Origin of the sequence: Psychroflexus montanilacus, from assembly GCF_020164535.1 — a bacterium.
GTDB classification, from domain to species: domain Bacteria; phylum Bacteroidota; class Bacteroidia; order Flavobacteriales; family Flavobacteriaceae; genus Psychroflexus; species Psychroflexus montanilacus.
The window spans coordinates 1219279-1232441 of the sequence record NZ_JAIQZC010000001.1 but is presented as its reverse complement, the minus strand read 5'-3'; the positions used below and the strand labels follow the sequence as shown (position 1 = coordinate 1232441).

Here is a 13163-nt window from a genome sequence, read left to right as displayed (position 1 = left end):
TATTTAATTATGAAGAAACTGATTTTAGGTATATCATTATTAATTTCAACCGCTATATCTGCGCAAGTCAGCCAGGGAAAATGGTTGGTAGGAGGAAACGCGTCATTCTCATATACAGAAAGTAAATCTGGAAGCACCAATCCCTATAAATCTATCATCATTGATCTCGCACCAAATGTTGGTTATTTTGTTATAGATCAATTGGCTTTGGGAGCAAAAGTAAATTACAGAAGGAATCAGAGTGAATCAAATGATTCTGATGATACGTTCGAATCCTTAAACATATCACCTTTTGCAAGGTATTATATATTTGAGTCAGATAAGATGTTAAATCCTTTTCTCGAAAGTTCTTACCGCTTTGGGGTTTTTGAGTCTGACAACACTCAGGATTTTTCAATAGGTGGTGGATTAGCGATTTTTGTGAATCAAAATGTTGCTTACGAAATCACTCTCAATTATGTAGATACGAGATTGAAAAATTTTGAAAATAACACTATACAGTTTCAAGGCCTTATGCTAGGCTTAGGCATTCAAATCCATTTATAAACATAAAAACCAATGATTTTGAAACATTTTTCATCAATCATGTTTCAGTAATTATTTGTGTAACAGGCCTTAAAGAAGATTTCAAATTTTATCTTCATAGAATAGCATCCCCAAAGAAATTAATTATACAAAGCGATAACGTAAAGCCTCTCCCAACCTCCCCAAAGGGGAGGAGGAAAGATACCCATCCCTTCCCGGTAGCTATCGGGATTAGGAGGGAGCTAGTGGGAGGCTATTATTCCCTCTTTGGGGGTTAGGGGGCTTACTTATTTCTGACTCGTCGGCACAATCTCCGAACAATTGACTTCGGTGATGTAGCGTTTTTCGCCGTCTTTGGTTTCGTAAGAGCGTGGTGCGAGTTTACCCCTCAGTAAGACTTCCTGTCCTTTCTTGACGTAAGTTTCTATAAAGCTGGCGGTCTTGCCCCAGGCGACGATATTGTGCCAGTAGGTGTTGGTGACTTTTTCTCCGCTGTTATCGTAATACGACTCGTTGGTAGCGATAGAGAATTTAACTAGTTTCTTACCAGAGTCTAAATTTACGACTTCTGGATCCTGGCCTAAGTGGCCCATTAACTGTACGTGATTTTTTAAAGTACTCATAACAATAAAATTTAAGTGGTTTTAAATCTTGGCTTAGTTTCTCTAAACCAATCGATGGTGTTTCCAATCGACAGGGCAAAGATGCGGCGGGAGTTTTATTGTAGTCGTCTGTTATCCAGTCACTTCCTTTTACTTACGTTTACAAACGTTTGTAGTCGTTTGAAAACAATAAAAATAAATAGATAATCAAGTTAGTTGTCAATAAGTAAGAAAATTCATTCATCTTAAAAATCTGCTTTTAAAACTCACTTTTTCCACTAGAATATTAGTTAAAAAGGGGGCTGTTTTTTCTATAAAAGCTACCTAATGCCCCGTTATAATTGAGTTGAGACGAAATTCTGTTAAAAAATACAAGATAAAAATGTACGGTTTTCCCGTAACATAAGTACGGTCGAACCGTAACTCGGTTGTTTTTTATCCCTCTATATTTGTAATAACATAAAACACAAACACTTAAAACTTAGAGTCATGAAAAAAATTATCGGAATTTTCACAATGGTATGTTTATTTTTCTTCGCAGGATGTTCACCAGAATCTTTTAGCGACGATCAATACGAAGGTCAAACTCCGGAAGAAATATTTGGAACTGGTGGAGAAAATAGAGCGTATAGAGCAACCAATACTCCTCCAGACGACAGTGATTTATAAATTTTAATTTTAGTAGTTTAGACAAGATTTTAGGATAGACTTAATGAAGCACTGGATATTTTATCTTGTCATACTTACTTTAGTTTTTGGTTGTCAATCACCTTCAAAGCAAAATTTAGAAGTTAACCCTCAGCTTAGGGACTCTATATTAACTTATTTGAAGAATGTTGATAACAATAAAAATAAACTGAATAGTTTAAAAAAGTCATTTCAATTTATTCAACAAATTGAAAATGATAGTTTACAAATCAAGTATTTAAAGGCCCTAGATTATAGAGCTTTGAATTCAGATGAAGGAGATTATTTGAGGATAAATTCTTTAGGTAGAGAAAAATCTGTCAAATATAAAGACACTTTATCCTTGGCTAATTTTTACTGGAATTTAGGTGATCATTATTTAAATAAAAATCAGTCTCAAGAAGCCTATTATGCGTTTAATGAGGCTCAGTTTTTATATAACCAAAAAGGGGATTTATCCAACTATGCTCAAATGCTTTACAATTTAGCATTAATACAAAGTCAAGCAAAAGACTTTACTGGGGCTGAGGTAAATTTAATTAAAGTTGCTGAAATTTCTCAGGAAACTGGAAACTTTGAATTGTTATACAAATCATTCAATCTATTAGGGATTACCAATTATAATCTGCAAAATTTCAAAATATCTATAAAATACTATAATGATGCTATTCAAGCTTCGGGTAAAGTAAAAGATTCAGATTTGTATCGAGCTGCTACCTTTAATAATATTGGAAATGTGTACGAAAAAAAAGGTGATTTTGAGTTAGCGATCAAAAACTATCGTAAGACACTTTCAGTCAAAGATTTATACGACAGAGATCCTTACCTCTATGCCATGGCTTTAGATAACCTGGCTTACAATCGCCTGGAAACGGGTGAACTTCAAAATGTTTTACCAGATATGCAGGAAGCATTAGGCATTCGGGAGAAGATTCAGCATTTAGCTGGAATATCTATCAGTCAAATTCACATTGCAGAATACTATCGGTTTACGGGCAATCAAACCAAGGCTGTTGAATTTGCAGAAGCTGCTAATACCACTGCCCAAAGCAACAGAAATAACCGAGATATCCTGGCGTCATGGAAACTATTGGCAGACCTGCAGCCCGAAAATAGTTATACATTTACATCATCTTATATCGACTTAAGCGACAGCCTTCAGGTCGAAGAGCGTAAAATTCGAAATAAATTTGAACGTATTCGCTTTGAAACCGAGGAAGTGCTGCAGCGTGCAGAAATGCTGGAGGAGGAGCGAACCATTATATTTCTTATCTCTTCGCTCATCATTATCATGGGCAGTTCTGTATTTATATTTTACATACAGCGCTCCAAGAATAAATCTTTAAAGCTGGAGCGTGATCAAAAGATTGCAGATGAAAAAATCTATGAACTTTTGCTTTTACAAAGTGCCAGAAAAGACGAAGGCAAGCGTGAAGAGCGCGATCGCATTGCCAGAGAACTGCATGACAACATACTTACAGAGTTATATGCCAACCGCATGAACTTAATGTTTTATAAGTATAAAGTTGGTATAAAAGGAGACGAAAAATTCGGCCAGCTCACCGATAACCTTATGGATGTTGAAAAGCAAATTAGAAACTTATCTCACGAACTGTCCAATACCTATTTTGATGAACATAAAGAATTTGGTGATCTTATTCAGGATTTAATCCAGAAGCTTCAGCTGGAACGCACCCATAAGTTGACCGTTGATGATTCTGTCAATTGGTCTAAAATCGCTTCCAATGTAAAAATGCATACCTATCGCATACTTCAGGAATCGGTCATGAACATTCAAAAGCATGCTAATGCAAGTTTTGTTTTTATCAAATTCAGCATCAATGAAGAAGCCAATAAAATAGAATTTGTCGTAAAAGATGATGGTAAGGGTTTTAATAACAATAAAAAACCGGGAATTGGGTTGAAAAATATCAAATCTCGTGTTCAGGATATAAAAGGTAAAATAACTATAGATTCAAAGAAGGGAGCTGGTACAAAAATCAGTATTTTTATCCCCATTAATACCTAGATTATGCCTCATTATAACGTGTTACTTGTGGACGATCATCCTATGATTATTGCTGGCTTTGAGCAGGCTCTGGACATCATAAACGATCATAACAAAAAAATGAAGTTCAGAAAAGATTCGGCCCTGGACTGTACTAATGCTGCAAAGTATATCTCAGACTCAGAAAACAAGTATGATCTTATTTGTCTTGACCTTTCACTTCCTGGAAGCAAGGATGGCAAATACAATTCTGGGGAAGATTTGGCTACTCTGGCAAGAAAGCACCAGCCTACTGCCAAATTGTTGATTTGTACCATGCTGGAAAACAACTACAAGGTTTTAAATGTCATGAGACGAATTGGTCCAGATGGATTTCTGGTAAAGTCTGATACCAATCCCGATATATTGATTTCAGCTATTGAAAATTTACTGAAAGGCAAAACCTTTCAAAGTGCTACAGTACATCAGATGTTGAAAAAGACCTTAGAGTTTTCTCATAACATCGATGAGGATAACCTGAAAATTCTTTATTTTCTGTCTCAGGGCATCTTGACCAAAAATTTACCTGAACATATGGGCCTTTCCCTTAGTGCTATTGAAAAACGAAAAAAGCAAATGAAGCAGTTTTTTGATATTTCCAATAGGAACGATAAGATCCTTCTCGAAAAAGCAAAAGAAAAGGGATTTTTATAAAAATCCCTTTTCTTGGTTAAGTTCCTGTAAAATGAAATAATTGTTCTTCGTTGTATTTCCAGATGAAATCCGTGAAACTACTTCAATTTTCACTTTATTTTATTCGCTCAATAACCTTGAGATTTCGTCGAGTTTAGGTGTCAAAACCACTTCTATACGTCTGTTTTTGGCTTTGCCCTCTTCAGATGAGTTTTCCACAAGAGGTGCAAACTCTCCTTTACCGGCAGCGGTAATGTTCTGCGGATCTATGTTTCCATTTTTTAGAAGCAATTTGGAAACTTCAGTTGCTCGCTTGGTCGATAAATCCCAGTTATCATTTAGAGGACCATTGCCGCCATAAGGAACATTATCTGTATGTCCTTCAATCAATACAGCGATATCTGGATTTTGGGCCAAAACTTTTCCTAGCTCTTTTACTGCTTTTTGGCCTTCACTACCTACTGTCCAGCTTCCAGAAGCAAACAGGAGCTTGTTTTCCATTGAGACGTACACTTTACCATTTCTCATTTCAACACTTAGGCCCTGGCCTTCAAAATTGGTTAGTGCTCGAGAAAGATTGTCTTTCAGGGTTTTCATTTTTTGTTCCTTTTCCGCAATAAGTCCTTCCAGCTCTGCTACGCGCTGAGACCTTGCCTGCAGGTCTTTTTGCAGCTGTTCCAGTCGGTTTTGCTCTTTGGCAAGAGTTCTCTCTTTATCTTCCAGTTGCTGAAGCAGTTCTCGGTTTTGTTTAGAATTTTCAGACAAAGCCTGAGAGCTGTTTTGTTCTAGTGCATCGTAGGATTTTTCTAAATTATCTAAGGCTTTTTTGCTTCGCTTTAGGTCTTCTAAAAGATCATCGCGCTGATTTTTTAAAATCTCGATGCGATCTTTGGAGTACGTCAATTCATCTTCCAGAGCTATTTTTTCTGAATTTGCTTCTTCAAGCTTTCTGTTGAGTTGATCATTAGTTCGTTGAAGCGAGCCCAGTTGATCTTCTAATTCTAAAAATTTCTTTTGACTCACGCAGCCTATTAAATTTAAGCTCAAGAATCCAATAAAAAGGTATCTCAATAATTTCATTTGGGGTTGGATTTAAAGGTTAAAACGTAGATTCATTTGTTTTATTTCAATTCTAAAAGTACTGGACAATGATCGCTATGCTTTGCTTCAGGTAAGATGACCGATCTGGATATTTTATCCTTGATTTCCTCGGCTACAAGAAGATAGTCCAAGCGCCAGCCTTTGTTGTTTTGCCGGGCGTTGGCCCTGTAGCTCCACCAGGAATATTGCACGACATCTTCATTTAATTTTCTAAAGGAATCTACAAATCCAGATTCATCGATAAATCTGGACAGCCATTCCCTTTCTGCAGGAAGAAATCCCGAAACTGTTTTGAGCCTTACGGGATCGTGAATGTCTATGGCTTCGTGGCAAATATTGTAATCTCCACAAATCACAAGGTTTGGTATCTTTCTTTTAAGATCTTCAATATAGATTTTGAAATCATCCATATAGGTGAATTTGTAGCTTAGCCTATCGTCATTGGTTCCAGAAGGGAGGTACAAACTCATGACCGATACTTCATCAAAATCTGCTCTCAGATTTCTGCCTTCTCTGTCCATATAGTCTATACCTGTTCCATATTCTACATGGTTTGGTTTGGTTTTAGAAAGTATGCCAACGCTGCTGTAACCTTTCTTTTCTGCAGAAAACCAATAGCAATATTTGTAGCCAATTTCTTCAAAAATAGAATCGTCAATCTGCTCTGGCTGAGCCTTTGTTTCTTGAAAGCAAACCACATCTGCATCTGCTGCTTTCAACCAATCTACCAGTCCTTTTTTGAGTGCGGCTCGTATGCCATTAACGTTGTATGAAATAATTTTCATGAAAAGTTTTACATCAAAAATAAGCAATACAGCTATACTTTATTTATTCTTTTCCTATATTTTATTCTGAAAGTCACCTTCACTTTATTGATTTGGCAAACAATTGAAAATAAAGCCTTTTCAATTTTAGCTGTTAATTATTTACAAAATTCCTTCGCTTTGTTTTCCAGTAATAGATATGTGTCTTACATTTGTATCAGGATGAAGTTTTTTCATAATAGATTGGTTAGTTAAGAAAAGCCTTGAACGCTAGTTCAAGGCTTTTCTGTTTTTGGTCATGTTTAAACCAAAAAAAAGACTTTCAAAAGAAAGCCTTTTTTAGATAGTAAAGATTCTAGTCAAATTTTATAAGGTAAGTATTCTTTTTCCCTTTATTGATTAACACGTATTTTCCATTGATCAGGTCTTTTTCAGAAAGGGCATAATCCAATCCGACTTTAGATTTATTGACAGCTATAGAATTCTCCTTGAGAGCCCTTCTAGCTTCCCCATTAGATTTAAGAAAATCTGTTTCAGCAGAAAGTGCTGCTATCATATCAAATCCATCTTTGAGTAGATCTTTCTTCAGTTCTTTAAGAGGCACACCCTCAAACACGTCGAGAAAAGTTGCTTCATCGAGCTTGGCAAGATCTTCTTCCGTACTTTTTCCAAATAGTACCTGAGAGGCTTCTTTGGCTTTCTCCAATGCTTCCCTGGAATGAACCGTCGCAGTGATTTCCTCTGCAAGTCTGCTCTGAAGTGCTCTTAAGTGTGGTTGTTCTTTATGCGATTTGATCAGGTTTTCAATTTCGTCTTTTGGTAGGAAAGTGAAAATTTTGATGAATTTTTCGGCATCTTCATCACTGGTGTTGATCCAGTACTGATAAAATTTAAAAGGAGATGTTTTTTTAGGATCTAACCAGATATTTCCTGTTGCTGTTTTTCCAAACTTGGTTCCATCAGCTTTTGTAATCAAAGGGCAGGTCAAGGCAAAGCCTTTTCCTTGATCAATACGTCTTATCAATTCTGTTCCTGTAGTGATATTTCCCCATTGATCGCTTCCGCCCATTTGAAGGGTGCAATTTTGGTTTCTGTATAAGTGTAGAAAGTCATAACCCTGGACCAACTGATAAGTGAATTCCGTAAAACTCATTCCTTCTTTGGATTCCGCAGATAATCTTTTTTTGACAGAATCTTTGGACATCATATAGTTTACGGTAATGTGCTTACCTACATCTCGTATGAAGTCCAAAAATGAAAATTCTTTCATCCAATCGTAGTTGTTTACCAGTTTTGCAGAATTTTCATCATCGGTAGTAAAATCCAAAAACTTAGCTAGTTGTTTCTTGAGAGAATCTTGGTTGTGTTGAAGAGTTTTTTCGTCCAGTAAATTTCGCTCCTGGGATTTCCCAGAGGGATCACCTATCATTCCGGTTGCACCACCTACCAGAGCGACAGGCTTATGGCCAGCGAGCTGGAAGTGCCTTAACATCATTACACCCACCAAGTGTCCAATATGAAGTGAGTCTGCAGTAGGATCTATTCCGACATAGGCAGCTCGCGGAGCTTCATTGAGATGTTCCTGGGTGCCAGGCATTAGGTCGTGTACCATTCCTCTCCAGGTCACTTCTTCTATAAAATCCTTTTTCATGCGTTGTTATGATTTGTCGCAAAGATATTATAATGTAAAAATTATCAACTTTCGAAATTCGTATATTTACCAAATGAATTTACTCTCTGGTGCAACTGGACTTGTTGGAGCTCACTTATTGGCTCAACTCATTTTGAACAAAGCAAAAACCCGTGCTTTGTACAGAACTGAAGAAAAAAAGGAACAGGCCATTGCCGTTGTTTTAAACTACTCTGTTTCTGAAGACGATATTTCTGAACACGTGGAATGGATGCAGTGCGATATTTTGGATATTCCAAAACTGGAAGCAGCATTTGATAGGATTACTCATGTCTACCATTGTGCTGGTTTTATAAGCAATAGTCCTTCCGATTATAAGATGATGCGAAAAGTCAATATTGAAGGTACTGCCAATATGGTAAATCTCTCTACTGATTTCAATGTGATTAAATTCTGCCATGTAAGTTCTATTGCTGCTTTAGGGACACCTTTGGTAGGAGAGGCGGTCACAGAAGAAACCCCTATGGCAGAAGATCAGAAGCCTTCGGCCTATGAGATTAGTAAATATGGAGCTGAAATGGAGGTATGGAGAGCTTCACAAGAAGGTCTGGATGTGGTCATTGTGAATCCGGGGATTATTCTTGGAGATGGATTTTATGATTCTGGAAGCGGAACGCTTTTAATGAAACTAAAGCAGGGTTTAAAATTTTACCCTCCCAAAAAAACTGGTTTCGTTGGAGTTTATGACGTTAGCAAAGCTATGATTCAACTTATGAGCAGTTCAATTGTCAACCAGAGGTTTGTTCTGGTGTCAGAAAATTTATCATTCAAAGAGGTGGGCAATCAATTTTCAAAACTTTACAAGACTTCACCTCCAAAAATCGAAGTAAAACCCTGGATGCTATACCTGGCCTGGTGTTTTGAAGTATTAAGATCCTTTTTCACTTCATACAAAAGACAACTTACCCTTGAGGTTATTCCTGGTCTTTTTGAAGATTCTTTGTATTCTTCAGAAAAAATAAAACAAGAATTGAACTTTAAATTTGAATCTTTAGAAGAGTATTCAAAAACAATTCATCAGCGTTCTTAGTCTTTCTCGTCTATTCTTCTGATAATCTGTTTTTCCTGAACTGTGTCTAATTTTCTAATGGAGTCTCGTCTTTTTCTTTCAAGTTTTTTTAAGCTGTCTCTCGCTTTAGTTATGGAATCATAAGACTGTTCAAGTCTTGAAATACTATCTTTTACCTGTTCGTAAATTTCAAGGTTATCGTCAAATTTCATATTGTAATACTGGATATTCTGTTTAAGTTCGATGCTATCCAGTTTGTATTTTTTTGATAAGAAGTCAAACATCTTAATGTCCAAATCTTTAAGTCTTTTTTCATTCACGCCAGAAGCTGCATCCAAAAGCACCATGTCGTAAAGAAGATCTTTCATCTCGGACTTGCTGAGAAGTTTTTCGGGCTTCTCTATTTTTTCGACATTTTGACAGCTGGTAATAAAAACCAAACCCATTAACATTATGATTCCAAATTGCCTCATCTTATCTGTTGAATTCTAAACGTTCACCGAATAAACCTTCATTGAATTTAAAGTTCTCAAAAACCAAATGTCCATTTACGAAAGTATGAGTTACTCTAGATTTGAAGGTGGTTCCATCAAAAGGAGACCAGCCACATTTATAAAAGATGTTTCTTGAATTCACTGTCCAGGGTGATTGTGTGTCTATAAGTACTAAATCTGCCTTGTATCCTTCTCTTATATAGCCTCTTTTGTCAACATCAAATAAGATAGCTGGATTGTGACACATCTTTTCTACAATTTTTTCTAAAGACAGCTTCTTTTGATGATAAAACTCCAGCATTGCAGGTAGAGCATGTTGAACCAATGGTCCCCCGCTTGGAGCTTTAGTATAGACATTGTTCTTTTCTTCTTTGGTGTGTGGGGCATGGTCGGTAGCGACTACATCCAAAAGATTTTTATCCAAAGCTTTTAGCAATTCGGCTTTGTCTTTTGCTGTTTTTACAGCTGGATTCCATTTGATGTAGGTCCCTTTTTCTGCATAGTCAGATTCGTCAAACCAGAGGTGATGAATACAAACTTCAGCCGTAATTTTCTTCTTCTGTAAAGGGAGTTTATTGGAAAATAATTTCAATTCTTTTGCTGTAGAAAGGTGGAACACATGCAATCTTGCTCCTGTTTTTTTTGCCAGCTCCACTGCTTTTGAAGAAGACAGATAACAAGCTTCTTCGCTCCTTATCTTCGGGTGTAAATGGATAGGGATATCATCTCCATATTGCTGAACGTGTGCATCTAGATTTCTCTGGATAGTACCTTCATCTTCACAATGCGTCGCAATAATTAATGGAGAATGTTTAAAAATCTCTTCCAAAACATTTTCATCATCTACCAGCATATTTCCAGTTGAAGAACCCAGGAACAATTTAAGAGCTGCAGTGGTTTTTGGGTTTACTTTTTTAATTTCCTCAAGATTATCATTAGTCCCGCCAAACATAAAAGAATAATTGGCGTAAGAATTGTCTTTAGCCATAGCAAATTTTTCCTCCAACTTTTCGATAGTGGTTGTTTGAGGATTGGTGTTTGGCATTTCAAAATAGGAGGTAATACCTCCAGCTACAGCAGCTCTAGATCCAGTAAGTATAGTTTCTTTATGAGTTAGACCTGGTTCTCTGAAGTGAACCTGGTCATCTATAATTCCGGGAATGAGGTGCTTTCCTCCAGCTTCAATGATTTTGATATCACTTGATTTTGCACTTATGGACGTTGATACTTCTACTATCAAATCATCTTTGATGTGCACATCGCCCTCAAAAATTTTATTTTCGTTGACGATTTTTGCGTTTTTGATTAGGTATTCTCTCATCATTCAAATTTTACCAAAAAGGCTTTTCATTTTTAAACTAATTACTCCAAGAACAGCCTCTTTTATGATACCACTGCTCATTTTTGACTTGCCTTTAGTTCGATCTGTAAATATAACAGGGATTTCTTTGAGTTGGAAGCCTTTTTTATAAGCTTTAAACTTCATTTCTATTTGAAAGGCGTATCCTATGAATTTTATTTTGTTTAAATCAATGGATTCCAATACTTTACGTCTGTAGCAGATAAATCCTGCGGTTGTGTCTTCTATTGGCATCCTAGTAATAGCTTTCACATATTTTGAAGCAAGCCAGGATAACAATACCCGTTTCATAGGCCAGTTAATAACATTTACACCTGTGATGTATCTCGAACCGATGGCCATGTCGTAATCATTCTTAAGACATGAGTTATAAAGCCGAATAAGATCGTTTGGATTGTGTGAGAAATCGGCGTCCATTTCAAAAATATAGTCGTAAGGCCTCTCCAGTGCCCATTTAAATCCATGTAGGTAAGCTTTTCCAAGCCCGCTTTTGGAAGCTCTTATTTCCAGATGCAGTTTTCCTTGATAGTCCTGCTGAAGTTTTTGAACCAAAGCCCAGGTTCCGTCTGGAGATGAATCATCTACTACCAAAATCTCGAAATCTACAGGTTGAGAGAAAATATTTTTAATGAGTTTTTCAATATTTTCTATCTCGTTGTAAGTTGGGATGATGACTAATTTTTGAGGCATCAAATCTGCTTGAAGGTTGGTGGACAAATATATATTTTACCAGCTAAAAGTCGCCTATAAAAGTTCATTTTAATTTACATTTGCTTCAAAATTCACAATTGTTTCTAGCAGTAAGACCTATTCAAGACCACCATTGGGTTGTAAGCATAACGTTAATTGTGCTTATGTTTCTGGTAGCTGTTAAGTGGAATAAAACCACATATTTTTACTCTTATTTAAATTCTTTGTTTACTTCAGCTTTTTATTCCAAGAAATTTGTTGAAAAACGGCGAATTGAATTAACAGAAGTCATTTTATTTGTAGCAAGTTTAATTGGGATATCATTTTTCCTATTTGTGAGTTTGAATGGCAATTCGTTCTCAATTTTAACGTATCTGCAAATTTTTTTCTTGGTAACTATCGTGCTGCTAAGTAAATACCTTATTGAAAAAATAATTGGTGATCTTTTTGAGTTAGATCAACTTATCGGCAGATATTTGTTTTATAAGCAGGGAGTATTAAGCTGGATAAGCTTATTCTTGCTTTTTCCTGTGGGCTTGTATTTGTATTTCCAAGAAACAGATAATAATATCTTAATTCTTATCGTCATAGGGGTTGCCGTGCTGATTTATACGATAAAGCTCTTTTCATTTATTGGCTTATACCAAAAACACATTTTAACTTATTGGTTTTATTTTATTTTGTACCTTTGCGCCTTTGAAATTGCACCTTATTTAATTCTTTTTAAAGTTGTTAAAATCAATTGATTAGGCTAGTGCAGTAAAAAACTAAGCTATATGAAAGTGAAAAATATTCTTATTTCACAACCAAAACCTAACGTAGATCACTCACCCTATTCTGAACTCGAAGAAAAGCATAAAATTAAAATTGATTTTATTCCTTTTATTCATGTTGAGCCTGTAGATTCCAAACAAGTAAGGCAGCAGAAAATTGACATTACAAAATTTACGGCTATCATTTTGACAAGTAGAAATGCAGTGGACCATTTTTTCAGAATCGCTGAGGAGATGAGGTACAAGATACCAGATAGCTTAAAGTATTTTTGCTTAAGTGAAGCTGTGGCTTATTATCTTCAAAAGTATGTAGTGTACAGAAAACGTAAAATTTACGTAGGGAAGAGAACATTTCAAGAGCTTGAAGCGAGTATTAAAAAGCACAAAGATGAAAAGTTCTTATTGCCTTCTTCAGACATGTTAAAGCCTATTGTTCCCCAGCAACTCGATAAATTAGGTGTGAACTGGACTAGAGGTATTTTTTATAAAACTGTAGTAAGCGATTTGTCGCATTTAAGAGAAGTATCTTATGATGTGGTAGTTTTCTTTAGCCCTAGTGGAATCAAATCCCTTTATGAAAACTTCCCTGACTTTGAACAGAAAGATACTAAAATTGCCGCTTTTGGAAATTCTACCATAAAAGCTGCTGAAGAAAAAGGTTTAAAGGTTCAAATACAAGCACCAACACCAGAAAACCCATCTATGACGATGGCCATCGAAAACTATATAAAAGAGCATTAATTTGTAATTTAGAAATAAAAAAGCCTTTTAAAACTTGGTTTTAAAAG

The 13163-nt window shown here is 36.0% G+C and carries 14 protein-coding genes; 7 read left to right on the top strand and 7 right to left on the bottom strand.

Annotation, left to right across the window (positions count from 1 at the left end):
- Positions 1-9: 9 nt before the first annotated feature.
- Positions 10-546 (top strand): outer membrane beta-barrel protein, encoded by a 537-nt coding sequence (locus LB454_RS05850; protein WP_224463673.1) that lies wholly within the window; start codon positions 10-12, stop codon positions 544-546.
- 266 nt (positions 547-812) lie between these two features.
- Here LB454_RS05850 and LB454_RS05845 read toward each other — a convergent pair whose 3' ends face one another.
- Positions 813-1148: a single-stranded DNA-binding protein gene (locus LB454_RS05845; protein ID WP_224463672.1), complete on the bottom strand. Its 336-nt coding sequence runs from the start codon at positions 1146-1148 to the stop codon at positions 813-815.
- Between the two features lie 468 nt (positions 1149-1616).
- Here LB454_RS05845 and LB454_RS05840 point away from each other — a divergent pair, with 468 nt between their 5' ends.
- From LB454_RS05840 to LB454_RS05830, 3 genes are read left to right on the top strand one after another with little or no spacing between them, the layout of a single operon-like run.
- Positions 1617-1796, top strand: coding sequence for a hypothetical protein (locus LB454_RS05840; RefSeq protein ID WP_224463671.1), 180 nt, complete (start codon positions 1617-1619; stop codon positions 1794-1796).
- Between the two features lie 43 nt (positions 1797-1839).
- Entirely contained in the window at positions 1840-3843 is a 2004-nt protein-coding gene (locus tag LB454_RS05835; protein ID WP_224463670.1) for a tetratricopeptide repeat-containing sensor histidine kinase, read from the top strand.
- 3 nt (positions 3844-3846) lie between these two features.
- Positions 3847-4515 (top strand): response regulator, encoded by a 669-nt coding sequence (locus LB454_RS05830; protein WP_224463669.1) that lies wholly within the window; start codon positions 3847-3849, stop codon positions 4513-4515.
- Positions 4516-4614: 99 nt separating this feature from the next.
- Here LB454_RS05830 and LB454_RS05825 read toward each other — a convergent pair whose 3' ends face one another.
- From LB454_RS05825 to tyrS, 3 genes are all read right to left on the bottom strand, one after another.
- Positions 4615-5574, bottom strand: coding sequence for an OmpA family protein (locus tag LB454_RS05825; RefSeq protein ID WP_224463668.1), 960 nt, complete (start codon positions 5572-5574; stop codon positions 4615-4617).
- A gap of 41 nt (positions 5575-5615) precedes the next feature.
- Positions 5616-6380, bottom strand: a complete 765-nt coding sequence (locus tag LB454_RS05820; protein WP_224463667.1) for an exodeoxyribonuclease III — start codon at positions 6378-6380, stop codon at positions 5616-5618.
- A 334-nt stretch (positions 6381-6714) separates the two neighbouring features.
- Positions 6715-8010 (bottom strand): tyrosine--tRNA ligase, encoded by a 1296-nt coding sequence (gene tyrS, locus LB454_RS05815; RefSeq protein WP_224463666.1) that lies wholly within the window; start codon positions 8008-8010, stop codon positions 6715-6717.
- 73 nt (positions 8011-8083) lie between these two features.
- On the opposite strand from tyrS, the gene LB454_RS05810 reads away from it, so the two are divergent.
- Positions 8084-9079 (top strand): SDR family oxidoreductase, encoded by a 996-nt coding sequence (locus LB454_RS05810; RefSeq protein WP_224463665.1) that lies wholly within the window; start codon positions 8084-8086, stop codon positions 9077-9079.
- On the opposite strand, the gene LB454_RS05805 is transcribed toward LB454_RS05810, so the two are convergent.
- Genes LB454_RS05805 through LB454_RS05795 form a run of 3 tightly spaced genes read right to left on the bottom strand, consistent with a single transcriptional unit; the run spans position 9076 to position 11602 of the window.
- Positions 9076-9504, bottom strand: a complete 429-nt coding sequence (locus LB454_RS05805; RefSeq protein WP_224463877.1) for a DUF4296 domain-containing protein — start codon at positions 9502-9504, stop codon at positions 9076-9078. The two genes, LB454_RS05810 and LB454_RS05805, sit on opposite strands and share 4 nt — an antisense overlap.
- Before the next feature lie 28 nt (positions 9505-9532).
- Positions 9533-10873, bottom strand: a complete 1341-nt coding sequence (locus LB454_RS05800; protein ID WP_224463664.1) for a dihydroorotase — start codon at positions 10871-10873, stop codon at positions 9533-9535.
- A gap of 3 nt (positions 10874-10876) precedes the next feature.
- A complete protein-coding gene (locus LB454_RS05795; RefSeq protein WP_224463876.1) occupies positions 10877-11602 on the bottom strand; it encodes a polyprenol monophosphomannose synthase in 726 nt (241 codons plus the stop codon).
- An 80-nt stretch (positions 11603-11682) separates the two neighbouring features.
- On the opposite strand from LB454_RS05795, the gene LB454_RS14125 reads away from it, so the two are divergent.
- Both LB454_RS14125 and LB454_RS05785 read left to right on the top strand, forming a co-directional pair.
- Positions 11683-12348: a DUF4271 domain-containing protein gene (locus LB454_RS14125; RefSeq protein WP_323670348.1), complete on the top strand. Its 666-nt coding sequence runs from the start codon at positions 11683-11685 to the stop codon at positions 12346-12348.
- 30 nt (positions 12349-12378) lie between these two features.
- Positions 12379-13116, top strand: a complete 738-nt coding sequence (locus LB454_RS05785) for a uroporphyrinogen-III synthase (protein WP_224463662.1) — start codon at positions 12379-12381, stop codon at positions 13114-13116.
- The last annotated feature ends 47 nt before the right edge of the window (positions 13117-13163 follow it).